We start from the raw sequence: 24,770 nt of genomic DNA, 5'->3' as shown, positions 1-24,770 counted from the left end.
CAGGCGAGGCACTTCCCCCACGCATGTACGCGAAAGCTCCTCGCCCGAAGGGGAATTCTGTGTTTTCAGTCGTTCACGGGTTGTCTGTACCCAAGTCTGTACGCAAGCGCGGCGCCGCACGCCTCGCTGCCGCTGTCGCCGTCTCGGGTCTGGTCGCCGGCGGCGCCATAGCCGGCGCGGGCACGGCGGTCGCCGACACGCCCGGCCAGCAGCACCAGGGCGGCGCGGTCGCCACCATCAAGGGCCTGGACCCGGACGCCTCGGGCAAGGCCGTCATCCACCAGCAGGGCGGCGACCGGCCGGTCTCGGCCGGTCTGTTCCAGATGGTCGTCGACGGCGGCGGCACCCTGCGTACGTACTGCATCGACATCCACAACCCGACCCAGCCCGCCGCGAAGTACCAGGAGACCCCCTGGAGCGGCACCTCGCTGAGCGGCAACCCGGACGCGGGCAAGATCCGCTGGATCCTTGAGCACTCGTACCCGCAGGTGAACGATCTGACGGCGCTCGCCAAGTCGGCCGGCCTCAAGGGCCAGCTGACCAATGGCACGGCCGCCGCCGCGACCCAGGTCGCGATCTGGCGCTACTCGGACCACGCCCAGGTCGACGCGGTGGACGCGCAGGCCAAGGACCTGGCGGACTGGCTGACCAAGTCCGCGCAGAACGTGGGCGAGCCCAAGGCGTCGCTGACCCTCGACAACCCGGCCGTCTCCGGCAAGGCGGGCTCCAAGCTCGGCCCGGTGACCGTCCACACCAACGCCGACAAGGTCTCGGTGACCCCGTCCGAGGAGCTCAAGGCTGCCGGCGTCAAGGTCGTCGACAAGGCCGGCAAGGCGGCCACGACCGCCAAGAACGGCTCGCAGCTCTTCTTCGACGTGCCCGCGGGCGCCCAGCCGGGCTCCGGCTCGCTGACCGTCCAGGCCACCACCCAGGTGCCGGTCGGCCGCGCGTTCGCCAGTGAGTCCAAGAGTCAGACGCAGATCCTCGCCGGGTCCAGCGACTCCACGGTGACCGCCGCGGCCAAGGCGACCTGGGCCAAGCAGGGCGCCATTCCGGCTCTGACGGCCGCGAAGAACTGCGCCAAGGGCGGCGTGGACGTCACGGCGACCAACAAGGGCGACGAGGCGTTCACCTTCAAGCTGGCCGGCTTCTCGTACACGATCGGCGCCGGCAAGTCGAAGACCGTCACCGTGCCGGTCGCCGAGGACCAGGCCTACGACTTCGTGATCACCGGGCCGAACGGCTTCAAGCAGGAGTTCAAGGGCGTCCTGGACTGCAAGACCGCCGGCACGGGTACCAGCACGCCGTCGTCGCAGCCCAGCCCCGCCTCTGCGGGCGGCACCTCGTCCGGCTCCACCACCGGTGGTGACCTGGCCGAGACCGGCTCCTCCAGCTCCACGCCGATGATCGCGGGCGTCGCTGTCGCCCTGGTCGTCATAGGCGGCGGCGCGGTGTTCTTCCTCCGCCGCAAGAAGGCCGGGACCGCCGGGCACTGACCCCAGCGGCTCTGAGACACGGCACCGTGGACTCAGAGTGACCACCCTGTGACAGTGGCCCCGGTGAGCGCAGGCGCACCGGGGCCACTGGCGTCCCGTAGCAGCACCCGTTTCCGCCAGGGGGTGGCGGTACGGCAAGATGGGGTGTATCTGCCCACAGCCCGATTCACACTGCCGGACGGTTTCTCTTGGCTGAGTACATCTACACCATGCGCAAGACGCGCAAGGCGCACGGCGACAAGGTGATCCTTGACGACGTCACGCTGAGCTTCCTGCCCGGCGCGAAGATCGGTGTGGTCGGCCCGAACGGTGCCGGTAAGTCCACCGTTCTCAAGATCATGGCGGGCCTTGAGCAGCCCTCCAACGGCGACGCCTTCCTGTCGCCGGGCTACAGCGTCGGCATCCTCATGCAGGAGCCGCAGCTCGACGAGTCCAAGACGGTCCTGGAGAACGTGCAGGACGGCGCCGCCGAGATCATGGGCAAGCTCAAGCGCTTCAACGAGGTCGCCGAGCTCATGGCGACGGACTACTCGGACGCGCTCCTTGAGGAGATGGGCAAGCTCCAGGAGGACCTCGACCACGCGAACGCCTGGGACCTCGACGCCCAGCTGGAGCAGGCCATGGACGCGCTGGGCTGCCCGCCCGGTGACTGGTCCGTGACCAACCTCTCCGGTGGCGAGAAGCGCCGTGTCGCGCTCTGCAAGCTGCTGATCGAGGCGCCCGACCTGCTGCTCCTCGACGAGCCCACCAACCACCTCGACGCCGAGTCGGTGAACTGGCTGGAGCAGCACCTCTCGAAGTACGCGGGCGCCGTGGTCGCCGTCACCCACGACCGGTACTTCCTGAACAACGTCGCCGAGTGGATCCTTGAGCTCGACCGCGGCCGCGCGATCCCGTACGAGGGCAACTACTCCACGTACCTGGACAAGAAGGCCTCGCGCCTCAAGGTCGAGGGCCGCAAGGACGAGAAGCGCGCCAAGCGGCTCAAGGAAGAGCTTGAGTGGGTCCGCTCCAACGCCAAGGGCCGGCAGACCAAGTCCAAGGCGCGCCTCGCCCGTTACGAGGAGATGGCGGCCGAGGCCGACAAGATGCGGAAGCTGGACTTCGAGGAGATCCAGATCCCGCCGGGCCCGCGTCTGGGCTCGATCGTCGTCGAGGTCGAGAACCTCTCCAAGGCCTTCGGCGACAAGGTCCTCATCGAGGACCTGTCGTTCACGCTGCCGCGCAACGGCATCGTGGGCGTCATCGGTCCGAACGGCGCGGGCAAGACCACGCTGTTCAAGATGATCCAGGGCCTGGAGACCCCCGACTCGGGCTCCATCCGGGTCGGCGAGACCGTCAAGATCTCGTACGTCGACCAGAGCCGCGCCAACATCGACCCTAAGAAGACCCTTTGGGCCGTGGTGTCGGACGAGCTCGACTACATCAACGTCGGCCAGGTCGAGATGCCTTCGCGCGCGTACGTCAGCGCGTTCGGCTTCAAGGGCCCGGACCAGCAGAAGCCGGCCGGTGTGCTCTCCGGTGGTGAGCGCAACCGCCTCAACCTGGCGCTGACGCTCAAGGAGGGCGGCAACCTGCTGCTCCTCGACGAGCCCACCAACGACCTGGACGTGGAGACCCTGTCTTCGCTGGAGAACGCGCTCCTTGAGTTCCCGGGCGCGGCTGTCGTGATCTCCCACGACCGCTGGTTCCTGGACCGGGTCGCCACGCACATCCTGGCGTACGAGGGCGACTCGAAGTGGTACTGGTTCGAGGGCAACTTCGAGTCGTACGAGAAGAACAAGGTCGAGCGGCTCGGCGCCGACGCGGCGCGTCCGCACCGCGCCACCTACAAGAAGCTCACCCGGGGCTGATCTTCTTGGCTCGCCACATCTACAGCTGCCCGCTCCGCTGGTCGGACATGGACGCCTTCGGGCACGTCAACAACGTGGTCTTCCTCCGCTATCTGGAGGAGGCCCGCATCGACTTCATGTTCCGGCTGGCGCCGGGGGACGGCTCGCCGTCGTTCTCGGGCGGGTCCGTGGTGGCCCGGCACGAGATCGACTACGTACGGCCGCTGGTGCACCGCCATGAGCCGGTGACCGTCGAGTCGTGGGTCACCAAGATCGGCGCGGCGTCGCTGACGATCGCGTACGAGATCAAGGACCCCGAGCAGGTGTATGTGCGGGCGTCGACGGTCGTGGTGCCGTTCGACCTCGCGGCGGGGCGGCCTCGGCGGATCTCCGCGGAGGAGAAGGCGTTCCTCCAGGAGTACGTGGAGGAGACCGACGCAGGTCGCGGTGGCCGGGCCGGCCGCGGCGGCGGCCGTGGCGACCGCGTGGAGCGGGCCGCGGCATGACCGTGAAGCTGGGCCTCGCCGATGCCGGGGAGGTGGCGGATCTCGCCGCCTTCCTGGCCCGGCTGATCCACTACGACCGGTCGGCGGCCGTCCGGCTGCAGGCCGGGGGCGGTGCGCTGGCGGTGTTCGGGCGCCCGCCGGCGTTCGAGGTGCTGGCGATTCGTACGGTGCGGCTGGACGCGGTGGTGGAGCTCGACGTCACCGTCTCGGCGGGTGAGCTCCTGGAGGCGCTCGACGAGCCCGCGTCCGCGGTGGTGGTTCCTCACTCCGTGACCGGTCCGCCGTGGGCGGGTGTGCTGCCGCCGCGCGGCGGCTGGAGCCGGCTGCCCGGGCTGCCCTCGGCCTCTGAGATACGCGATGTGGTCGGGGCCGCGGTGGCGGAGTTCCGGGCGCGGGACGAGGCGTTGCCGGAGCAGTCGCGTACGCGGGCGGAGCGGGACCGGATCGGGCGTGAGATCTGGTCGCGGACGCTGGGGGAGACGGAGGTGCCGCTGCGGGTGGTGCATGCGGCGCAGTCCCTGGGGTTCCTGCGGCGTGGCTTGGGACCGGGTGCCGGTTCTGGCGGGGAGTTGGCTTTGCTGGGGGCGGGGCCGTGGTTGCGGCTGCGTACGGCGTATGGGTCGGTTGCGGTTCGGAGGGCGGGGGCGGGGGCGGGGGCGCTGCCGCTGTCTCCGGTCTGAGGGCCCCCACCCCGCCCCTTCCCTGAACCCTCCGGGGGTGGGTGTGGGGTGAGGCGGTTTCCCGGGGCGCGCCCCGGACCCCCGGGCTGCGCTCCCGGACCCCCGGGTGGGGCTCCCGGGCCCCCGGGTGGGGCTCCCGGGCCCCCGGGTGGGGCCCGCGGCCCCTGCACCCCGCTTTCGGGGCTCCGCCCCGGACTCCGCGCAGGGGGTGCGTCAACCGGGGCTCCGTCTCCGCCCGGGTGGTTGGGTTTCGTTCGCTGCCCCCCGCCCCCGCTTACGGGGCTCCGCCCCGGACCCCGCTCCTCAAACGCCGAAGGGGCTGAATTTCGCGCCGCCGAGGCGGGATTTGGCCGGGCCCCCTTCTGCCTTAAGGGGCGCGGGGAACTGCGCGATCAGCCACGCACGGCCCGCAGGCAAACCCCGGGCCAACAAGGGCGCGCCCACCGGCCCGCAGACAACCCGGGCAAAAGTGGGGCGCGGGGAACTGCGCGATCAGCCACACACGGCCCGCAGACGAACGCCGGGCCAAGATGATGCGCCCCCACCGGCCCGCAGACGAACGCCGGGCCAAGAAGATGCGCCCCCACCGGCCCGCAGACGAACGCCGGGCCAAGAAGATGCGCCCCCACCGGCCCGCAGGCAAACCCCGGGCCAAGAAGATGCGCCCCCACCGGCCCGCAGACGAACGCCGGGCCAAGAAGGGGCGCCCCCGCCCCCGTCCGCAGGCGAACGGCCGGAGTGGGGCTACTCCCCGCCCCCGTCCGGCCATACCTGAATATGGTCCTGCTCCAGCTCCAGCAGCACCCTTCGTTCCATCCCCAGGGCCTCCGTGTACTCCGTGGGGAGTTGGAGGCGGCCCGCTCTGTCGAGCATCGCGTATTCACGGGAGACCACTGACTCTTCGCCCGTCTGCTCGTTCAGATGCGTGCGGCGCAGGACCTCCGTGGAGGTACGGCCGTCGCGGATGGCCACCGTACGGCGGACCTCGTTCGCCACCGTCTGGTCGTGGGTGACGATGACGATCGTCGTGCCCAGTTCCTCGTTCGCCGTGCGGAAGGCCGCGAAGATCTGTTCGGCCGTGGCGGAGTCGAGTTCGCCGGTCGGCTCGTCGGCCAGGAGGACCGAGGGGTTGTTGGCGAGAGCCACCGCTATCGCCACGCGCTGCTGTTCGCCGCCGGACATCTGGTGCGGGCGGCGGTCGCGGCAGTGGGCCACCCCGAGCATCGTGAGGAGTTCGTCCGCTCGGGTCGACTTGCCCTTCGCGCCGCGGCGGCGGCCCCGCAACTGCATGGGGAGGGAGATGTTCTGAGCCGCCGTCAGGTAGGGGAGGAGGTTTCTCGCCGTCTGCTGCCAGACGAAGCCGACCACCTCCCTCCGGTAGTCCAGCCTCGCCTTCGCGTCCATCGACAGCAGGTCCCGGCCCGCCACCTTCGCCTGGCCCGCCGTCGGGACGTCCAGGCCCGCCAGGATGTTCATCAGTGTGGATTTGCCGCTGCCGGACGCTCCCACCAGGGCCATCAGCTCGCCGTCCGTCACGAGGAGGTCCAGCCCCTGCAAGGCCTGGACCTCCACGCCGTCCGTCGTGAAGATCCGGACCAGGCGGTCGCAGGCGATCAGGGCGTCATGGCCGTACGCCGGGCGGTCACGCTGGGCCGCCGCCCGTTCCTCCAGCTCGGACAGCGTCCGGACTTCCGTCGCCGCCGTCCCCGCCCCCGCCCTCGTCCCCGTCATCGCGTATCTCCTGCCCTCAGTTCCGTCACCGAGCCGCGCCGGCTCGTCCACCACGCCTGGGTCGCCGCGACCCCCGCCGCCAGCGCCACCACGCACACCGCGGGTATCAGCAGCGACATCGGGTCCGTGCGCAACCCGCCGCCCGCCGCAGCGGTCGTCGGAGACGCCGCCAGGGCCAGGCCCGTCAAGTCCACGCCGGGGGCCAGTAGTTCCGTCGCCGCCCAGCCCGTCAGCGCGCCGCCCAGCGCGGCCAGGACCGCCTGGGGCAGTGCCTCCAGGATCAGCAGGCGGCGGCCCTGGCGGCGGGTCAGGCCCATCGTCCGCAGCCTCGCGAGCAGCGCCGAACGCTCCGGCGCGCCCCGCAGCAGCGAGAGCAGCAGCGCCAGCACCGCGTACCCCACGCCCGCCGCCACCGCCGCCCCGTAGACCCGTTCCGCACCCGACTGGAGCGGTGAGTCGACGAGCTTGCGGCGTGTCTCCGTGCGCAGTTGGACCGTGGGAGGGTCGCCCGCGGCGCGGGGGGTCGTCACCGTCCTGCGCAGGTCCTTGCCGTCCAGGCCCGTCCCCGCCAGCAGCAGCGTCGTCGGTTCCCGTGCGCCCAGCCCGGCCGCGTCCACCAGCAGGAAGTCGCTGCGCGGGACGGCGGGAGTGCGCTCCCGTACCCCCACCACCTGGACCATCAGCCGGTAGCCCGCCACCCGCACCTCCCGGGGACCCTTGCCCAGGCCCGCCGCCACCTTCGGCGAGGCGATCGCCGCCAGGGCCTTGCCGGGGCGGGCCTTCAGGTCGTCGGCCCGGATCGCGCCCAGGCCGGTGCCGGACGTGAGGCGGGCGTACGAGGACGGGTCCGCGCCGATCACCGCGATCCTGTCGCCGTACGGCATCTCCACGCCGTAGTCGACATGGGCCGCGGCCACCTGCGACACCCCGTCGGCCTTGGCGACCCGGTCGGCCAGGCCCGGCGGCAGCGGTGTCACGCTGTCGACCCGCGCGTCCGCGCCCGTCGTGTACAGCGCCGCCCGGTCCCGCGCGTCCGCGACCCCGGCGAGCACCGAGCCGCCGAACGCGGCCGTGGTCAGCGCCGTGAGCAGGGCGAGCAGCGGGAGCACTCCGCCGCCGGGGGCGCGGCCCGCGCGGGCCAGCGAGAGGAAGCCGACCGTGCTGCGCAGCCGCGCGGCCGGGCGGGCCGCCCAGCGCAGGGGCAGCGGATACAGCCGTACGAGGACCAGCGCCGCGATCACGCCGATCAGCACCGGCGCCGAGCTGACCAGCGAGTCGGAGCCCGCCGCCGTGGTGCGCCGGCGCAGCGCCGCGACCGCGCCCACCGCCAGGACCAGCAGGGTCAGTTCGGCCACGGTACGGCGCCGGGAGGGCCTGACGCGTACGAGGTCGTCGCGGTCGGACGCGGTGCGGACCCTGCGGTGGCTGAGCACCGCCCGTACCGGCAGGGCCAGACAGGACACCACCGCCACCGTGGCCACGGCGAGCAGTGCGGGGCCGAGCCGGCCGCCGCGTACGGTCAGGACTGCCAGGCCCAGGCCGAGCGCCGCCGCCGGGACCGTCACCACCGCCGTCTCGGCGGCCAGACGGCCGCCGATGCCGGGCAGCGAGCCGCCCCGGGCGCGCAGCAGGGCGAGTTCGGTGCTCCGGCGGGCCGCCGCGAGGCCGCCCGCCATCAGCAGGACCACGGCCGCGACCGCCGCCGTGCCGAAGGTGGCGACCGCGACGACGGGGGTGATCGAGTCGCGTACGGAGGTGTACTCCTCCAGGATCGCGTCGAGTTCGGTGGAGATCATGGTGCCCGGGCCGGCCAGCTGGCGCAGGGCGGCGAGTGCCGGGCCGCCCTCCAGGGAGGCCACGGAGGCGGCGAGGCCGTGCAGTTGTCGGGAGTTCATGCTGCCCGCGGCCGGGGCGATGTCCGCGTACACCTCGGGACTGCCCGCCGCGTCGAGGAGCGCGGGCGCCGAGTCGGGGCCGAGCAGTAGGCCCGCGTACCAGTAGTGCGGCTCGTCGGGTTTGGGGCTCGCCGGGATGAGCTGGGCTTCGCGCAGGACCGGTTCGGTGGCCCAGTAGCTGCCGTCCGGGAGCAGCGGCTGTACGACGCCGGTGATGCGGATCGCGAGCGGCTCACCCCCCGCGCCCGGCACGTGGACGACCGAACCGGGGGAGATGCGGAGCGTCTTGGCGGTCGCCGCCGTCACCGCCGCCTCCGCCGTGTGCGAGGTCGCGTCCGCCTTCGCGGTGGGCAGGCGCCCGCTCACCAGACGGGCGTGGTCGGAGAGCGACGACCGGGAGGCGATCAGCAGGCGCGGCGGCAGGCCCTCGGGCCTCGGCAGCCAGGAGTCCAGCGGGGAGGCGGCGTGCACCTTCTCCGTGGTGCGCACCCCGTACGCCGACTGCCCGCCGTCCGCCCGCAGCGGCGCCGGGATCGCCTTGAGCTGGTCCCGGTAGGCCTGTTCCATGGCCTGCGGGCCGAGCGCGGAGTCGCCGTTGACGGGCATCGGGCCGGACAGCCGGATCACCGAGTTCTCCGGCGCCGCCGACTCCACCGCGTGGCGCAGCCCCCGGTCCTCGTACACGTCGACCCCGCGCGGCAGCGTCGCGGCCAGGAACGCGGTGAGCAGCACCAGCAGGGCGAGCGCGCCCGCGGCGCCCGGCGCGGTCCGCAGCCGGGTCCGCACCCAGGGGGCAACGGCCTTGGCACTCATGTCAGTTGCCCCCCTGGTGGCGCAGCGAGACCGCCGGGTCGGTCCGCCGCAGCGCCAGCGTCGCGACGATCAGCAGCGGTACGGCGGCGACTCCCGCCAGCAGTACGGCGAGCCGCCCGGCGGGCAGCTCCACCAGCACCTTCGGCACCGGCTGGGTGGCCTGCCCGGTCAGCACGATCAACGGCACCACCGCGCGGGTCAGCACTTCGCCCAGGGCGAGGCCCACGAGCAGCGCCAGCGCGATCAGCACCCCCTGCTCGGCCGCGATCAGCCGGGCCAGCTGGCGGCGCGGGGCCCCCAGGGCCCGCAGCACGGCGAACTCCGCCCCGCGTTCGCGCAGCGAGCCCGCCGCGCTCACCGCGAAGCCGACCGCGGCGAGGGCCGCCGCCACGATCGCGGCGGCGATGAGCGCGGCCTGCGGGCCCGCGCCCAGCGGGTCGTCGCGCAGCTGCTCGGCGACCTCCGCGCGCACCACCACCTGCTGCGGGTCGATGTCCGGCCGGGCCCGCAGCGCCGCCGCCGCGCGGGCCGCGTCGCCGGGGCCGGTGGTGAGCCACCACTCGGTCGGGGCGAGGCTGCCGCCCGCGTCGGCGGCGAGCCGCGCGTTGACCGCGCTCAGGTCGAGCAGGAGCGCGCCGCCGTCACGGCCGCCGCCACCGGAGGTCTCGGCGCCGGGCCCGGTCGTGGGGACCTCGGCCATCCGGTCGACGACCTTCGCGCGCAGCGTCTGCCCGGCCAGGACGGCTGTGACGGTCTGCCCGACCCGGGTTCCGCTGGAGGCCAGGAACCGGTCGGTGGCGATCGCGGTCAGCGCGGGCGGTGCGGGCCGGGCGGCGGCGAGTCTGACCGTCCGGCTCGGTATCCCTTCCCAGGAGCCGGCGGTCACCGTGGTCGACCCCGTGGCGTACGGCACCGACAGGGACTGCCCCTCGGTCTGCGGGGTCAGGTCCAGCAGGCCGCCCGGGCCCTCGCCCGACTCCAGCGAGGAGGCCCGCCAGCGGTCGGCGGCGGGCAGCGCGACGGGGGCGGTGCGCCCGTCCCGTGCCACGGTCCGCAGCTCCCGCACGGTGAAGCGGTGCTGCTCGGCCTTCTCGAACGGCACGTTGAAGTCCAGCTCGAAACCGGTGAGCGCGAGCGGCGCGGCCGGGCGGCCCACCGGCGCGCCCGCCGCCAGATCGAGGGAGAGCCGCCGCTCGGCCTGGCGCCCGTCGGCCTCCAGGGACCCTGCCGGGAGGCGGTACTGGATGCCGAAGCGGTCCTCGGCCACCGCCGTCAGATTCGCGGTGACCCCGCTCGGGGAGGCACCGCCCGGGGCGCCCTCGGCGCCGAGCCGCAGGCTGAGGGCGAGCTCGGCGGCGTCCGCCGGGAGCAGCACGCCGGGCCGGGCAGCCCGGGGCGGGGTGAGCTCGCCCAGGAGCGCGCGGGCGGACCTGCCGCCGAGGTCGGAGCGGAGCAGCAGCCCGTCCGCGTGCGCGGTGTCCAGGGCGAGCAGCGTCCCGGAGCGGCCGCCGGAGAGCTCCACCGAGGAGCGCGCGGCCGGGGCCACCGCCCGTACGCCCGGGACCGCGTCGTACGAACCGGCCTCTCCGAAGCCGCTCAGGCTCGACCCGAAGACCCGTACCGAGGTGCCCGCGCGGAAGTCCGCCTGGTCCTCCTGCGAGCGGTCCCAGGAAGCGGACTGCCCGATCGCCAGCATGCCCATGGCGACCGCGAGCACAAGCAGCAGCACCGGGCCCGCGCCGCGCAGCGGGCGGCGGCTGAACTGCCAGCCCGCTAGCGCCGCCGGGAGCCCGCGCCCGCCCGCCGCCCGCCGTTCGGCGAGCTTGGCGGCGGGCGGCAGCAGCCGCAGCGTCAGTACGGTCCCGGCGAGCAGCGCCAGCGCGGGCGCGGCCACCAGCAGCGGGTCGATGCCGAGCCCGCCGGCGCGGTCGCCGCTGAGCGCCCCGGAGCCGGAGGTCTGGCGGTCCAGCTGCCAGTAGGCGACCCCGGCGATCAGCAGGAGCCCGATGTCGGCCCCGGCGCGCACGGAGGCGGGCAGTGCGGCGGCCCGGGCGCGGGTGGCCCGCCCGGCCGACAGGGCCGGGGCCACCACGGCCGCCGCGCACCCCAGCGCGACCAGCGCCGCCACCAGCCACACCGTGCCGGTCGGGCCGGTGTCGAGGTGGATGCCGATCCGGGCGAGCGGGCCGTGGCCCGCCAGGAGCCGGGTGAGCGGGCCGGAGAGCAGCGGTGCGCACACGGCCGCCGGGGCGGCGAGCAGCAGCGCCTCGGTGGCGGACAGGCCCAGGAGGCGGGAGCGGGAGCCGCCGCGCGCCCGCAGCAGCTCGGTCTCGCCGGTCCGCTCGCTGCTCAGCAGCCGGGCCACCAGCAGCAGCGCGTACCCGGCGAGCAGCACCAGTTGCAGCGCCACGATCAGCAGGGTCGAGCGGGAGACGAGCAGCGAGCGCTCGGCCCGGTCGAGCACGTCGGGCAGCGAGGTGGTGGCGGTCGCGTCGCCCGCGAACGCCGTGCCCTCCACCAGGGACTTGGGCCCCTTGGTCGCCGCCGCGCGCAGGGCGCCGATCCGGGTGGTGGTCAGGGTGGAGAAGTCGGCGGAGGCCAGCCAGGACGTCTGGCCCGGGCTCAGCCGGCCGCCGGTGAGCGCCGTGGGGTCGGTGAGCAGCGGCCCGTACGTGGTGAAGTTGACCCGGCGCGTGCCCCGGCCGCCGAGGTCGTCCAGCTGCCAGTATGCCTCGGTGGCGTCGACGGGACGGTAGACGCCGGTGACGCGGACCCGCACGGCCGGGCCGCTCATGCGGTCGGCGAGGGTCAGCGAGACGGGCCAGTGGCGCAGGCCCAGCTGGGCGGCGGCGTTCTCGGGGAGGGCGGCCTGGATCTCGGGGCCGGTGCCCGGCGGGGCGGGCCAGCTGCCGCCGCTCAGCCGGACGCGGGTGCGGTCGACGGCGGCGAAGAGCGTGAGGTCGGGCTCGGTGCCCTTGCGGGCGTCCGGCGACTGGAGGGTGCGCGGCAGCGCGTACGGGCCGGACTGGGTCAACGTCCTTGTGGTGACCGGGAGTCCGTCGAAGGTGCGGTGCGCGCCCTCGCGTACGGCGGCGTCGGCGGCCTGCCGCTTCGCCTCGGGGACGGTCGCCTTGACGATCAGTGCGGCGGGCGGCGCGGACCGGGTAGCCAGGGTGTGGCGCAGGGACGCGTCCCCGATGGAGCCGGAGAAGGCGGTCAGGGCGGCCAGGACCGAGGTGGTCAGCAGGACGGCCAGCAGCGCGGCGGCCAGCAGCAGCCGGTGCGCGCGCACCCGCAGAAACACGAAACCCGCCACACGGCCCCCAGATCCCCGCTCTGCCCCCGAAAGTCTGTCCGGATGCTTTCAGAGGGCGCGAGGCCATGGAAACCGCTTGCGGCCCGATCTTGCCCGATCGTGACCGGAATGCGATCACGGAGCGCCGCATTCCGGGGTCGGGACGGGCGGAACGTGAACTTCCGGCCTACTCCGCCGTGTTGACCATCGAGGCGGCGGCGTACGTCAGATAGTTCCAGAGCGTCGTCTCGTGCTCCGCGGAGAGTCCCAGCTCGTCGACGGCCGTACGCATATGGGTCAGCCAGGCGTCGTGCGCGGCCCGGTCCACGGTGAACGGAGCGTGGCGCATCCGCAGGCGGGGGTGGCCGCGGTGGTCGCTGTAGGTGCGCGGGCCGCCCCAGTACTGGATCAGGAAGAGGACGAGCCGCTCCTCGGCCGGGCCCAGATCGCCCTCCGGGTACATCGGCCGCAGCAGCGGGTCCTCGGCGACGCCCTGGTAGAACCGGTGGACCAGGCGCCGGAAGGTCTCCTCGCCGCCGACCTGCTCGTAGAAGGTCTGCTCCTGAAGCGTGCCGCGCGGAATCTCGTTCACCTGTGTATGCCTCGCAATGTCATTCGGCCCGGCCCCCTGGACTCGGCCGGGGGCCCGGGGGGTGTCCCCGGGAAATGCAGCACGGGTCCATGGTCTCAGATGGGCCGACCGAGGACCGGGGACGTAGGACCACTCGCCTCCGGGGCCCGGGCGCAGCACAGTGGACATATGGGCGCACACCGGGATTCGGCCGCCAGGGCGCGGGCGGCCCTCGTCGCGGAGATCGTGGCCGGGGGCGAGCTCGCCGACCCGGCCTGGCGGGCCGCCTTCGAGGAGGTGCCCCGCGACCTCTTCGTGCCCTACTACTTCGTGAGCCGCCCCGGCGGCTACGAGCGGCTGTGGGGCGAGGACCCGGACCCCGGCCGGCGGGCGCGCTGGCTGGACGGGGTCTATACGGACATGCCGCTGGCCACCCGGCTGCGCGACGGGGAGCTGCTCTCCTCCAGCAGCCAGCCGTCGCTGATGGCCCGGATGCTGGAGGTCCTGGACGTCCGGGACGGGCACGCTGTCCTGGAGATCGGCGCCGGGACCGGCTACAACGCGGCGCTGCTCAGCCACCGCCTGGGCGAAGAGCTGGTCACCACGGTCGACCTGGACCCGGAGATCACCGAGTCGGCCCGGACGCATCTGGTGGCGGCGGGCTTCCGCCCGGCGGTGGTGACCGGCGACGGGGCGCGCGGCTGCCCGTCCCGGGCGCCCTTCGACCGGATCATCGCGACCTGCACCCTGCCGTCGGTACCGGCCGGGTGGCTGGCGCAGTGCACACCGGGGGCGCTGATCGAGGCCCCGCTGGCCACCGGGCTGATCCTGCTGAAGGTGCGCGACGCCGGGCACGCGGAGGGGCGCTTCCTGCACACCCCGGCCTACTTCGTGCCGCTGCGGGGCGTGGCGCCCGCGCCCGGCGCCCCGTACGCCGGCGGGCTGCCCCGCCCGAGCCTGGAGAACGAGCTCTTCCGCTTCCTGCTGGCGCTCACGGCGGACAGCCTGGACCCGTACGAGGCGTACGAACTGTGGCGGCGCGAGGACCGCCCCCGGCGCGAACGGTTCGGCGTGACGGTCACCGGCGAGGGCCAGTGGGCCTGGCTGGACGACCCGCAGGGACCACACACGTGGCCCCTGCGGGATGTGGTCCCGGGAAACGTCTGAGGCAACCGGGTCCCTCCAGGGGCGCGGGGCTGTGACATGTACGGCTCCGCCGCGTGGGCGCGACCGGCCACGGACGGCCCGCAGCCGGATGCACCGTTCCAGCGGAGCCTCAGCCCCGGCGGACCGTGATCGTCGTCCAAGCCCCCACGTGCACCCGGTCCCCGTCCTGGAGCGGGACGGGAACGTACGGCTGGATCGGGTCCTCCGCGCCGTTGATGGTGGTGCCGTTGGTGGAGTTCTGGTCGACCACCGCCCAGCTGCCGTCGGGCTGCTGGACCAGGACCGCGTGCTGGTGCGAGACGCCCGGGTCCTCCGGCGGCACGGCCAGGTCGATGTCGGGCGCCTCGCCGGTGGAGTGGCGGCGGCGGCCGATGGTGAGCTGGTTGCCGGTGAGCGGGCGCTGCTGCTCGGGCGAGTACGCGGGCAGGTTGAGCCCGGACGCCTCCGGCCCGCTGCGCTGCATCATCGCCATGAAGTAGTCGCGGTCCGGCCCGATGGTCACCATCCAGCGGAGCGGCTGCTGCGGCGGCGCCTGGAACTGCTGCTGGGGCGGCTGGGGCTGCTGCGGGGCGTGGGGCGCCTGGGTGTGCTGCGGCGGCTGCGGCTGGGAGGGCGGCTGGATCATCCAGTCGTCGTTCTCGGCCCGGGTCGGCGGCTGCGGGAACGCCGGGGGCGCGGGCGGCCCCGCCTGCTGGAAGACCGGCGGGGGCGGCGGCCCCTGCTGGAAGTGCGGCGGCGGGCCCTGGCGCAGGGACGGGTCACCGTTCGGCGGGGGCGGCGGCCCCTGGCGGAACGGCGGCGGGCCCTGCTGCGCGGGGTCGCCGGTGAGCGGCTCGGCAGGCCGGTTGACCTGCGAGGGCCGCGAGCTCTGGTACTCGTACGGGTCGCGCTGCTGCGGGGGCGGCGGTGACTGGAACCCGGGCGGCAGATTGAGGCCCTCGCCCCGCCCGGGGGCCGGGTTGGGCGCCAGCGGCGTGTACGAGGTCGCCGTCTGGGTGAGGTAGTTCCAGCGGCACTCCTCGCAGAAGGGCGTGTTGCCCTCCCGGGGCGTGCGGCACTGGGGGCAGAGCTCCGCCGGGGCGGCGGGGGCCTCGGGGGCGGGGTAGCCGTAGCCGCCCTGCGGGGGCGGCCCCGGGAAGGCGGGCGGGGGCGGGGGAGGCGGCGGCACGGCGCCCATGCGATGGCCGCAGACCTCGCACCAGTCGTCGGAACCCGACTGGTGTCCGTTCGGGCAGGTCGGCATGGAGTCGCTTCCCCCTCTCCTCGTCCGGCCCCTCGGGCCGAGGCACTCAAGTGGTTTCGCTACTGCGTACCGCTGTGTGCGGCTTGCTCCCGGGCTGGTGCCCGGTTCGGATTCTTCGTTACTTCTTCACGCGTACGGTCTTGGTCGAGCGGGTTTCGAGAGTCATCTCGTCCGCCTCCGCGACCTTGGCCTTCAGTCGCACAGTACCCGTCGCCTCGTCGACGACATCCACCACCTTGGCGAGCAGCTTTGCCGTATCCGCGTTCCCGGAGGCCGCGGCGAGCTGGACGGCGCGGCCGAGCTTGGCGGTGGCGCCATCGATATCGCCCGACTTGCGGGCATCGAGACCCTGTTGGATGACTTGCGCCAGTTCGGCCTGACCTGTGTAGTGGGCGACCTGGGGGTTGATCGAGGTGGAGGCGGCCATGTCCTCGGTCCACACCGCGCGGATCAGCCCCTGCGACAGCGTCTGCGGGGTCCCGCCCGCCGGGTCGGGCAGGATCAGCGAGACCCGGGCGGCGAGCATCTCCTGGCCGATCCCGGCCTCCGGGACCTGGACGCACACGTGGTAGTCGCGGGACTCGTCGCCCCACGAGCCCGTCGGGTAGTCGCCGGCGCGCGGCTCCGCCTCGGTCCGACGGGCCGTCAGTTCCTCGACGGTGGGCGCGACCTGCTTCACGAACTTGATCTCCACGCCGACCGGCGTCCACAGCCGCAGCGCAACGTCCGCGACCTCCTTGCCCATCGCGTTCTCCATCATCCGCGTGAAGTCCGCGGCCAGGCCCGAGGGGTCGGCCACGATGTCGGCCGTGCCGAGCATCGCGGAGGCGATCGCGGTGACCTCCTTGACCTCCCAGTCGGTGCCGACCCCGCGTGCGTCGCAGGTGAACCGGCCCGCGCAGGCGTCGAGCGCCGCTTTCAGGTCGGCCGGCGACTCGTGCTCGTTGCGGCCGTCGGTGAGCAGGATGCCGTGCCGGATCGGTACGTCGGCCGAGCTCAGCAGCCGGTCGGTGAGCCGCAGCCAGGTGCCGATGGCGGTGCCGCCGCCCGCGCTCAGCTTGCGCAGCGCCTCCTTGGCCTGGGCGCGGGTCTGCGCGTCGGCGGTGGCCAGGTGCCCGTTGCCCGGGTAGACCTCCTTGGCCTGGTGGGTGCCCGCGACCACCGCGAACGTCACGCCGTCGCGCAGGGTGTCGATCGCGGCGGCCGTGGCGTCGCGCGCGTTGCGCATCTTCGTCGGCGGGTAGTCCATCGACCCCGAGCAGTCGACCATGATCACCACGGCGGCGCCGGCCGCCTGCCCCGGTATGGACGAGGGCGACAGCGCGGCTCCGGTAGGTGCGGCCCCGCCGACCGTGCCTCCGCCCGTCGACGTCACGGTGACGATCGCGTTGACCTCGCGGCCGCCCTCCGGCAGGTACGCGTTCTGGTAGACCTCGACGGAGAACTGCGGCGCGTTCGGTTTGGAGAAGTTGGCCATCTGAAAAGCTCCTTGAGGCTTCTGGGCCTGAAGAGACAAGAATGTGGGGGAATCCGGTGCCAAGGCCTAGTTGTAGGCGGATCCTGCCCCCGGCAGAGGGACCGCGAACGGCACGACGGCCACTGTTACGTTGTCGTGGCCCCCGCCGTCCAGGGCGTGGCCGACCAGCACCTGGGCGCTGTGCAGCGGCCGTTCGGCGGCGTCCGCGGGCACGGCCCCGGCCATCTCCTCGGCGCCCTCCGCGTAGTTCCACAGCCCGTCCGTGCAGACCACGACCACGCCGGAGCGGTCCGGCTTGAACGAGGCGGTGTGCGGGTCGAGTTCGTACGCGTCGGCGCCCAGCCACCCCGTGATCGCGTGCGCCCGCTCGTCCGCGTACGCGTCGGCCTCGCTCATCAGGCCCGCCGCCACCATCTGCGCGGCCCACGAGTCGTCCTCGGTGAGCCGGGCGGGCGGGGTCGTACGGTCGTCGGGCACCCAGTACGCCCGGCTGTCGCCGACCCAGCCGACCACGAGCAGCCCGCCCGCCGCGATCGCGCCGACCAGGGTGCAGGCCGGCGCGTTCTGGTGGCGGCGCGGGTCGTGCTCCACGGCCGGGCCGGGCTCGTCGGCAAGGGAGTTGACCGCCTCGGCGGCGGCCACGATCGCCTCGTGCATCGCCTGCTGCGGATGCGTGCCCTGGGGCAGCGCCTGGAGCAGCGACTCGTTGGCGCGGGCCGCGGCCGCCGCCGACGCCTCGTCGGGGCGGGTCGCGGAGGAGACGCCGTCGCAGACGATCGCCACGACGGCGGGCGAGCCGTCGGGCAGCGCGGTGGTGGACACGGCGAACGCGTCCTCGTTGCGGTGGTGGCGCAGGCCCCGGTCGCTGACCGCCGCCACCGGGCCGAGCTCCCGCTCCATGTGGTCGCGCTCGCGCGGCTGGGCGTGCCCGCAGTTCTCGCAGTAGCCGTCCTCGTCGACCCGCCCGGCCCGGCAGGCCACACAGACCTTCACGGGCACGCTGATGGGGGCACCGCCCATGCCTTTAGGGCCATGGGGGAGGGTGGACTGCTCCCCGAGGTCGGCGGGGTCGGATGCGCGCGGATCGGGCGCGGGCAGGGGGTACTCATCGGGCTCGGGGTCGCCCCCGGGCCCGTCGGACCGTGCGTGCGAGGGCAGCGGGGAGCCGCCCGAGTCGGTGCCGGGGAGATCGGTGGGCAGGTGCACCGGGGCGCCGGAGCCGTCGGCGGCACGGGCGGCGGGCCACGCCTCGCCCGCCACGGGACTGCCCATGACCACCGTCGGGGTGTCCACCGGAGCCACCGGCACGGCCGACAGGTCGTACCCGCAGGCCCCGCAGTACAGGTCGCCCGTCTCCAGCGGCTCCGCGCAGCCGGGGCACGTCGACCCGGCTGCCGGCTGGTGCATCTGCGCCATCAATCACACCCACGTCCGGGGGCGGAAACGGTTTGCCCGCTCCACCAGTTCGATCCGCTCCTCGCCGCTGCCGGCGAGCCGGGCGAGCACCCGGTACGAACGCTCCAGGCCGAACCGCAGGCCCCGCTCGTCCAGCTCGCTGCCCAGCAGTATGGTCTCGCCGGACGGGGCGCCCCGGCTCTGCTCGCCCTTACCGGGCCCGCCCTGGCTTCCGGAGAGTACCCAGTCGAGCGCGGTGCCGAGGACCTCGGTGGCCAGCCGCTCCCGGCGCACCGCGTCCAGGCCGAGCTGCTGCAGCGCGTCCACCTGCCCCGAGGCGGCCCGCAGATCGCCCAGGAGCGCATCGCCCGGGGTGCGCCGCCGCAGCCTGGCCCGCACGGCGGCGACCCGGGCCGCCGTGTAGTGGATCGAGGCCTCCGGCACCGATTCCAGGGTCGTCACGGCCGCCGTGCGGTCGCCCGCGGCCAGCTGTACCCGGGCCAGGCCGAACGCGGCGCTCACATAGCTCGGGTCGGTCGTCCACACCAGCCGGTAGTACTCGGCGGCGTTGTCCAGCTGCCCCAGGACCTCCGCGCACACCCCGAGCGCCAGCTTGGGCGTCGGCTCGCCCGGGAACGCGTCGTAGACGGCGTCGAAGGACAGCGCGGCGTTCTCGTGGTCGCCGGAGACGAGCGAGGCCACGCCCCGGTACCAGACGACCCGCCAGTCGTCGGGGTGGTCGGCCTCCAGGGACTCAAGGCCCCGGGCCGCCGAGACCAGTTCGCCCAGGTCGAGCCGGGCCCGCAGCTCGCGCAGCCGCTTCTCCACGGAGTTGGCGGGCGCGGTGCGCAGCGCGGCGATGAGCTCGGCGGGCGCGGCGGCCATCAGGCCCGCCAAGAAGCCCGCGTTGGGGTCGCCGGGGTCCACGTGCGGCACCGGCAGCGCCAGCGCGGTGGCGGGCGCGTCGAGGGGCCGCAGATAGCCGTCGCCGTACGCTCCCCGGCCGTACGCGCCCCGGCCGCCGGCGCGGGGCGCGGGGACGACGGCGGTCGGCATCGGGGTGCCGGGGGTTCCCGGGACCGAGGCGCCGGTGCTGGGGGCGGGGTGCGGCGCGGCGGTGACGGTGGGCCCGGCCACGGCGACGGGCACGGCGCCCGCGCCCGTGTACACCAGCGAGGAGCCGGCGCCCGGGCCGGAGCCGGGCGCCGGGGAGCCGTTGGCCGCCGCGCGCCTGCGCGCCCACCGGCTCTCGGGCACCACCCGCGCCCCGAGCACCGACACGTCCCCGGTGAGCTCCGCGAACAACGACGTGTCCGTGACGCGCAGTTCGGTCCCGAACAGGGTCGACAGGGCCGGGCGCGGGCGGCCGGTCTGGAGCGACACGACCTCCCGCAGCACTCCGGTCAGCTGCTCGGCCATCTCCTGCGCGGAGGCGAACCGGCGCGCCGGGTCGGGGTCGGTGGCCCGCACGAGGAGCCGGTAGAACGACTCGTACGTCCGGAAGACCTCGATGTTGTCCGGGTCCGGCAGGCTGTCCGCGAAGACGTTCGTATAGCCCTGGAAGTCGAAGGTGAGCACGGCCAGCGTGCGCGCGACCGTGTACAGGTCGGAGGCGACCGAGGGGCCCGCCTCGGCGACCTCCGGCGCCTGGTAGCCCACCGTGCCGTAGATGGCCGACTCGTCGTCGTCCATCCGGCGCACCGCGCCCATGTCGATCAGCTTCAGCTGGTCCTCGGTCTGGATCGCGTTGTCGACCTTGAAGTCGCAGTAGAGCAGATTGCGGCTGTGCAGATGGCCGAGGGCCTCCAGGGCCTCGATGCCGTACGCGCAGGCCTGCTCGACCGGGAGCGGGTCGCGCTTGCCCTCCGGGCCGCGCCGCTCGTTGGCGATCTCCTTGAGCGACTTGCCGCCCACGTACTCCATGACGATGTAGCCGTCCATGGAGCCGGTGCGCTGGTCGAGGTGCTCCACGAAGTTGTAGATGCGCACGATGTTGGAGTGCTCGATCTCGGCCAGGAAGCGGCGCTCGGAGATCGCCGCCGCCATCGCGTCCTGGTCACCGGTGTCGAGCAGGCCCTTGAGGACGACCCAGCGGTCCGAGACCGCGCGGTCCACGGCGAGGTAGACCCAGCCGAGGCCGCCGTGCGCCAGACAGCCCATCACCTCGTACTGGCCGTGCACGATGTCGCCCCGGTGCAGCTTGGGCACGAACGAGTACGGGTGGCCGCACTTGGTGCAGAACCCCTCGGTGCGCCCGGTCCGCTCCCCGCGCGAGCGGCCCACCGGCGCCCCGCAGTCCGAGCGCGAGCAGAAACGCTTCCGCTCGGGGACCTCCGGGTGCTCCATCACGGCCGTGGCCGGGTCGGGACGCGGCACTCCCGGCACGGTGACGAGTCCGGCCCCGAGTCTGCTGCGCCCGGAGCTGCTGGTCGCCGAGCCCGAGCTGCGCACCGACACCGACCGCGCGCTGCCCGACCCCGTCAGGGAGCGCGACAGGCGCCCCGACACCGAGCGCCGGGACGTCGAGGAGCGGGAGGAGCGGGAAGACGCCGAGGACCGCGCGGAGCGCGCCGATCGGGCCGACGACGAGCCGCTGTCCTTACGGCCGCGCCCGGTGATCCCGGTCCCGGGCGAGGAGATGCTGCCTTCCCCAAGTTCTCGGCTGCGCTCGAACAGGGGAGACCCCAATCCGGACACCACGGGCGCCAGGCCGCAGGTGTCGCAGTACAGCTCACCGCCGCCCATGTCCTCGTAGGAGCCCTCGCAACCGGGGCGCTGGCACTTCTTCTGGTCGCTCACGATTCCCCCCTCTGGTCAACGGGCCCGGGCTGCCTGGGAACCAGCACTTCGGCCGCCGCCCGCTGATACCGCAGCACCGCCTGCTCGGCGACGCGCAGATCGCAGGGCGCGGACCACAGCATCCGGCGCGCCGCGTCGTACCGTTCGATGAGCAGCGGGTCCTCGGCCATGCCGTGCCGGGCGACCTTCGCCTTGTACGCGTCGAGCCTGCCGCGCAGCTCCGCGCGGACCGCCAGCGGCGCGGTGACGGCCGTCAGCGACTCGCGGGCCCGCAGCAGTTCGTCCTCGGCCTCCCGCTCCAGGGATTCCAGGAGCGGCGAGAGCCGGTGCCACTGGGAGTGCCTGCGGTACTCGGCGGCGGCCACCAGGCGCTCCTGGAGCGCGGTCGGCGGGCCGCTCACCGCGGGCACCTCGGACGCGGCGATCTTCGCGAGCACCTCGCCGCGCGCGGCCCGCGCCTCGGTCAGGGTGCGGTCCGCCCGTACGAGCACGTCCCGCAGCCGCGCCAGCCGCTGCTCGGCATCCTGACGGACCGTCAGTACCGCGTCGATCTCCCGGCGTACGTCCTCCAGGGCGCGGGCCGCCCGGTCGTAGCGCTCGGTGTCCGGGCGGCCGCCGCCCGGCGCGGAGCTGCCCGGTGCGGGCACCCAGAACGCCAGCGGGTCCGACACCACCTGGGCCCGCAGCGACGTCAGCTCCTCGGTGATCGACTCCAGGTCGTCGCCCGCGGGGTGCTCCCCGGGGCGCACGCCCACCGAGTGGGCCAGGCCCCGGGTGCGGTGCAGCTCGGCCGCCAGGAGGTCTATCCGGGCGGGCAGCGCCGACCACACCGCGTCGGCCGCGACGACCAGGTCGAGCGAGCGTGCGTACAGCTCGTTCATCCGGTTCACCAGCTGCTCCAGGGTGAACCGCTCGGTCAGCCGGGCCGGGCCGGTCAGTGTGGCGGCCTGGGAGGCCGATCCGGCGACCGTCACCGACTCGCCGCGCAGCCGCTCGGTCAGCTCCACCAGGTCCTCGCGGGAGGGCCAGCGGCGCCGCTCACGCAGCTCGCGGGCGCTGTCCAAAGCCCCCTTGTACGCGTCGAAGTACGCCCACAGCAAGGTGATCGACTGCTCGGTGGCGGCCCAGCGCTGTTCGGTGACCCCGGTGAGCCCGGCGCCCTCAAGCAGGCGCCGGCCCGCGTGGTCCTGGAGCGCGAGCAGCGAGGTCTCGATCGCCTCGTGCTCGGCGTCGAGCCGGGTCAGCGCCCGGTCCACCTCGTCCCGGTCGAGCACCGGCCGGGCGGGCCTCCCCGAGGAGGAGCCGGGGAAGGATCCCGCGCCCATCGATCACCTCTCTGCTCTGCGTTGCTCTGCGGTCGTACGAACCGGGGTCAAGCCGGGTGCTATGAACGGTACTTGGGCTCGGGCGGACCGGATATCCCGGGCAGGTCGGCGGCGAGCCAGTCGCGGTAGGCCTTCATCCACAAGCTGTTCGCACCGCCGCTGCGGTAGTCCACCAGGACCTGGTTGATCCGCCGGACCAGGTCGGTGCTCTGCAGGTTGGCGGCCACCCCGTAGTACTCCTCGGTGAAGGGGGCGCCCTTCAGCTGCACCGCCGGGTCCTGCGCGGCCTGGCCCGCGGCGAGCGCGTTGTCCGTGACCACCGCGTCGACCTGGCCGAGCTGGAGGCGCACCAGGCAGTCCAGCTGGCTGGGCACGGTCAGGTCCTTGTAGACGGCGCCGTACGCGTTCTTCTCCAGCGCGTCGAACGCGGTCGAGCCGGCCGCCGTGCAGACCTTCTTGCCCTTGAGCGTGGGGTTGTACCCGGTGATCGTCGAGTCCTTGGGCGCGAGCACCTGCTGCCCGGCCTTGAAGTAGGCGGAGGAGAAGGCGACCTGGCCGATCCGCTTGCAGTTGACGGTCATCGTCCGCACGACGATGTCGACCTGGTTCTTCTGGAGCGCCGGGATGCGCTGGCTGGTGGGGATGGTGCGGTAGATGACCGCGTCCGGGTCGCCCAGGATGTTCTTGGCGATCGCCCGCACCAGCTCGATGTCGAACCCTTCGAGCTGCCCGGTCGCCGGGTTGCGGTACCCCCAGCGGAAGCTGTTCTGGTCGACGCCCACGCGGAGCTTGCCGTTCTGCCTGATCTTCGCGATGGTCGGCCCGTCGTCGCCCGAGGGCGGCAGGCTGGCCTCGGGGTCCTTGCAGGTGTCGGCCTTCGCCTGGACGCCCTGCGCGATTCCGGGTCCGCCGACGCGTCCGCCGTCCTCGCCCGCTCCGTTCCGCGACAGCGGAACGAGCAGCGAAGCGGCGGCGGCACAGGCGAGCGCCATCCCGCCGACGCCACCCCACCCGCGGAGCCTGCCCTTCCTGTTCATCGCGCCTCCTCCCAGGACCGCTGTGCCCCTCGGGCCGGTGTTCCCCTGTACCCCACGGCGTTCACCTGTACTCCGCGAGCCTGCGGCTGACGCCGACGCCGGCCGCCGCCGCGCTCAGCACCGCGAGCACCGCGGCGCCCAGCGGAAGCCCGGTCAGCGCGCCCTTGCCGTCGGAGGCGGCCCGGGTGAACTCGTGCTGCTCGTGGTCGATCGCCTTCTCCAGGGCCGCGTCGACCCGGTCGAAGGACTGGCCGGTGGAGCCGGACGCGCCGATGACCTGCTTCAGGGCGTCCTCGTAGGCACCGGCGTCGTCCGTCTCCCGGGCGCTCTTGTGCCGTTCCTGCCACTGGGTGACGCTGTCCTGCGCGTCCTTCACGGGCGTACGCCCCGAGCTGTCGTCGGCGAGCTCCCCGGCCGAGCCGAGCTTGCCCACGAGGTCCTTCATCTCCGCCGCGTAATCCGTGTCGTACTGGTCCTTGCCGTCCTTGGTCTGGACGGCCCCGCGGGCCACCAGCGTCAGGTTCTCGTTGGCGCGGGCCTGGAGCGAGCTGATGCGGGCGTCGTTGAGCACCTTCAGCGACTCCTGCCCGTGCGAGCGCGAGGTCGACAGGTCGGCGGCGGCCACCGCGTGCCCGGCGACCAGCCACAGCAGGACGACCACCGAGGCGGCGCTGGCCGCGAGCAGTCCGTGGTTGAGGACCCGGTTGGTGCGCAGGTAGTTGCGCCGCTGGACCCAGAACAGCGCGCCGAGCGCCACGACGCCGACCGCGAGCGCCGCATACGGCCAGGTCTCGGCCTGGTCGTAGTCGTCATAGAGTCGGCCGGTCTCGGCCTCGTAGAGCTTCTGGGCGGCGGGCAGCAGCTGCTGGGTCATCCGCTCGTTCGCGTACCGCAGATAGGCGCCGCCGACCGGGAAGCCCTGGCGGTTGTTGGCGCGGGCCTGCTCGATCAGGCCGTTGTAGACCGGCAGTTGCTCGTTGAGCGCGGCTATCGAGCGGCCGGAGTCGGAGGCGCCCGTCGTGTTGGCCGCGGCCTTCACCAGGAGGCGGGAGGCGGTCGCGATGTCCGACTCGTACCGCAGCCGGACGTCGTGGGGCTCCTGGGCGCCCGCGAGGAAGCCGCTCGCGGCGGCGGTGTCCGCGTCCGCGAGGGAGCGGTAGATGGAGGCGGCGTCGGCGCTCAGCGGCTGGCTGCGGCTCACCACGTCGTCGGCGGCGGCCGCCCGGTCGGAGACCTCCCAGGCGGTCACCGCGCCGAACGCCACGACGAGCAGCGCGACCACCGTGCCGATGATCCACAGCCGTCCCGGCTCGGTCGTCGCGGCGGCGCGCAGCCGCTCCCGGGACTCGGCCCAGCCGCCCCGGCGCGGAGCGGGGGCGGGCGGGTGCCCCGGGGCCGGTGGTGCCGATGCCGGTGCCGCCACCGGCGCCTGCGGTGCGCGTGTGCTCGGCGGGTGTGCCACTTGACCTCCCCCTTGGTCACCGAGTGCCTGGCCAGCAGTATGGACG

At 73.8% G+C, this 24,770-nt stretch carries 17 protein-coding genes; 6 read left to right on the top strand and 11 right to left on the bottom strand.

Annotation, left to right across the window (positions count from 1 at the left end):
* The first annotated feature begins 80 nt into the window (after positions 1–80).
* The 4 genes from ACZ499_RS08735 (at position 81) to ACZ499_RS08720 (ending at position 4,514) form a co-directional block, all read left to right on the top strand.
* A complete protein-coding gene (locus tag ACZ499_RS08735; protein WP_468673363.1) occupies positions 81–1,496 on the top strand; it encodes an LAETG motif-containing sortase-dependent surface protein in 1,416 nt (471 codons plus the stop codon).
* A gap of 188 nt (positions 1,497–1,684) precedes the next feature.
* The gene (gene ettA, locus ACZ499_RS08730) at positions 1,685–3,349 is read left to right on the top strand and encodes an energy-dependent translational throttle protein EttA (RefSeq protein WP_385540716.1); all 1,665 of its coding nucleotides are present in this window, start codon (positions 1,685–1,687) and stop codon (positions 3,347–3,349) included.
* 5 nt (positions 3,350–3,354) lie between these two features.
* Entirely contained in the window at positions 3,355–3,834 is a 480-nt protein-coding gene (locus ACZ499_RS08725) for an acyl-CoA thioesterase (RefSeq protein ID WP_468673362.1), read from the top strand.
* Positions 3,831–4,514, top strand: coding sequence for a DUF8010 domain-containing protein (locus tag ACZ499_RS08720; protein ID WP_468673361.1), 684 nt, complete (start codon positions 3,831–3,833; stop codon positions 4,512–4,514). Before ACZ499_RS08725 ends, ACZ499_RS08720 begins: the two co-directional genes overlap by 4 nt.
* Positions 4,515–5,258: 744 nt before the next feature.
* Here ACZ499_RS08720 and ACZ499_RS08715 read toward each other — a convergent pair.
* The 4 genes from ACZ499_RS08715 to ACZ499_RS08700 all read right to left on the bottom strand — a co-directional run bounded on the left by ACZ499_RS08715 (position 5,259) and on the right by ACZ499_RS08700 (position 12,840).
* Positions 5,259–6,245 carry an ABC transporter ATP-binding protein gene (locus tag ACZ499_RS08715; protein WP_468673360.1) on the bottom strand — a complete coding sequence of 329 codons (987 nt, stop codon included), beginning with the start codon at positions 6,243–6,245 and terminating at the stop codon, positions 5,259–5,261.
* Complete coding sequence (locus ACZ499_RS08710; RefSeq protein ID WP_468673359.1) at positions 6,242–8,953, bottom strand: FtsX-like permease family protein; 2,712 nt, start codon at positions 8,951–8,953, stop codon at positions 6,242–6,244. The genes ACZ499_RS08715 and ACZ499_RS08710 overlap by 4 nt, the downstream gene beginning before the upstream one ends.
* A 1-nt stretch (position 8,954) precedes the next feature.
* Entirely contained in the window at positions 8,955–12,269 is a 3,315-nt protein-coding gene (locus ACZ499_RS08705) for an FtsX-like permease family protein (protein WP_468673358.1), read from the bottom strand.
* Between the two features lie 166 nt (positions 12,270–12,435).
* Positions 12,436–12,840: a globin gene (locus ACZ499_RS08700; protein ID WP_385542376.1), complete on the bottom strand. Its 405-nt coding sequence runs from the start codon at positions 12,838–12,840 to the stop codon at positions 12,436–12,438.
* Between the two features lie 168 nt (positions 12,841–13,008).
* On the opposite strand from ACZ499_RS08700, the gene ACZ499_RS08695 reads away from it, so the two are divergent.
* On the top strand, positions 13,009–13,986 hold the full coding sequence (locus ACZ499_RS08695; RefSeq protein WP_468673357.1) for a methyltransferase domain-containing protein: 978 nt from the start codon (positions 13,009–13,011) through the stop codon (positions 13,984–13,986).
* A gap of 109 nt (positions 13,987–14,095) precedes the next feature.
* Here ACZ499_RS08695 and ACZ499_RS08690 read toward each other — a convergent pair whose 3' ends face one another.
* The 4 genes from ACZ499_RS08690 to ACZ499_RS08675 all read right to left on the bottom strand — a co-directional run bounded on the left by ACZ499_RS08690 (position 14,096) and on the right by ACZ499_RS08675 (position 20,477).
* On the bottom strand, positions 14,096–15,229 hold the full coding sequence (locus ACZ499_RS08690) for an FHA domain-containing protein (RefSeq protein ID WP_468673356.1): 1,134 nt from the start codon (positions 15,227–15,229) through the stop codon (positions 14,096–14,098).
* Between the two features lie 118 nt (positions 15,230–15,347).
* Complete coding sequence (locus ACZ499_RS08685; RefSeq protein WP_468673355.1) at positions 15,348–16,706, bottom strand: vWA domain-containing protein; 1,359 nt, start codon at positions 16,704–16,706, stop codon at positions 15,348–15,350.
* 66 nt (positions 16,707–16,772) lie between these two features.
* Positions 16,773–18,122, bottom strand: coding sequence for a PP2C family protein-serine/threonine phosphatase (locus ACZ499_RS08680; protein ID WP_468673354.1), 1,350 nt, complete (start codon positions 18,120–18,122; stop codon positions 16,773–16,775).
* Between the two features lie 3 nt (positions 18,123–18,125).
* Entirely contained in the window at positions 18,126–20,477 is a 2,352-nt protein-coding gene (locus tag ACZ499_RS08675; RefSeq protein ID WP_468673353.1) for a serine/threonine-protein kinase, read from the bottom strand.
* 10 nt (positions 20,478–20,487) lie between these two features.
* Here ACZ499_RS08675 and ACZ499_RS08670 point away from each other — a divergent pair, with 10 nt between their 5' ends.
* A complete protein-coding gene (locus tag ACZ499_RS08670) occupies positions 20,488–20,856 on the top strand; it encodes a hypothetical protein (RefSeq protein ID WP_468673352.1) in 369 nt (122 codons plus the stop codon).
* Positions 20,857–20,896: 40 nt separating this feature from the next.
* Here ACZ499_RS08670 and ACZ499_RS08665 read toward each other — a convergent pair whose 3' ends face one another.
* The 3 genes from ACZ499_RS08665 to ACZ499_RS08655 all read right to left on the bottom strand — a co-directional run bounded on the left by ACZ499_RS08665 (position 20,897) and on the right by ACZ499_RS08655 (position 24,724).
* Positions 20,897–22,225 (bottom strand): hypothetical protein, encoded by a 1,329-nt coding sequence (locus ACZ499_RS08665; RefSeq protein ID WP_468673351.1) that lies wholly within the window; start codon positions 22,223–22,225, stop codon positions 20,897–20,899.
* A gap of 59 nt (positions 22,226–22,284) precedes the next feature.
* Entirely contained in the window at positions 22,285–23,262 is a 978-nt protein-coding gene (locus ACZ499_RS08660) for a glutamate ABC transporter substrate-binding protein (RefSeq protein WP_468673350.1), read from the bottom strand.
* Positions 23,263–23,323: 61 nt separating this feature from the next.
* Positions 23,324–24,724, bottom strand: a complete 1,401-nt coding sequence (locus ACZ499_RS08655; protein WP_468673349.1) for a hypothetical protein — start codon at positions 24,722–24,724, stop codon at positions 23,324–23,326.
* Positions 24,725–24,770 lie beyond the last annotated feature (46 nt).

The sequence above is a fragment of the Streptomyces sp. NPDC031265 genome (assembly GCF_055570295.1).
This window is presented reverse-complemented; position numbering and strand designations above follow the sequence as displayed.

Coding starts and splice junctions, on each gene's coding strand:
- ACZ499_RS08720 (WP_468673361.1), top strand. CDS start 3,831: ATGACCGTGAAGCTGGGCCTCGCCGATGCCGGGGAGGTGGCGGATCTC.
- ACZ499_RS08715 (WP_468673360.1), bottom strand. CDS start 6,245: ATGACGGGGACGAGGGCGGGGGCGGGGACGGCGGCGACGGAAGTCCGG.
- ACZ499_RS08710 (WP_468673359.1), bottom strand. CDS start 8,953: ATGAGTGCCAAGGCCGTTGCCCCCTGGGTGCGGACCCGGCTGCGGACC.
- ACZ499_RS08695 (WP_468673357.1), top strand. CDS start 13,009: ATGGGCGCACACCGGGATTCGGCCGCCAGGGCGCGGGCGGCCCTCGTC.
- ACZ499_RS08690 (WP_468673356.1), bottom strand. CDS start 15,229: ATGCCGACCTGCCCGAACGGACACCAGTCGGGTTCCGACGACTGGTGC.
- ACZ499_RS08685 (WP_468673355.1), bottom strand. CDS start 16,706: ATGGCCAACTTCTCCAAACCGAACGCGCCGCAGTTCTCCGTCGAGGTC.
- ACZ499_RS08680 (WP_468673354.1), bottom strand. CDS start 18,122: ATGGCGCAGATGCACCAGCCGGCAGCCGGGTCGACGTGCCCCGGCTGC.
- ACZ499_RS08665 (WP_468673351.1), bottom strand. CDS start 22,225: ATGGGCGCGGGATCCTTCCCCGGCTCCTCCTCGGGGAGGCCCGCCCGG.
- ACZ499_RS08660 (WP_468673350.1), bottom strand. CDS start 23,262: ATGAACAGGAAGGGCAGGCTCCGCGGGTGGGGTGGCGTCGGCGGGATG.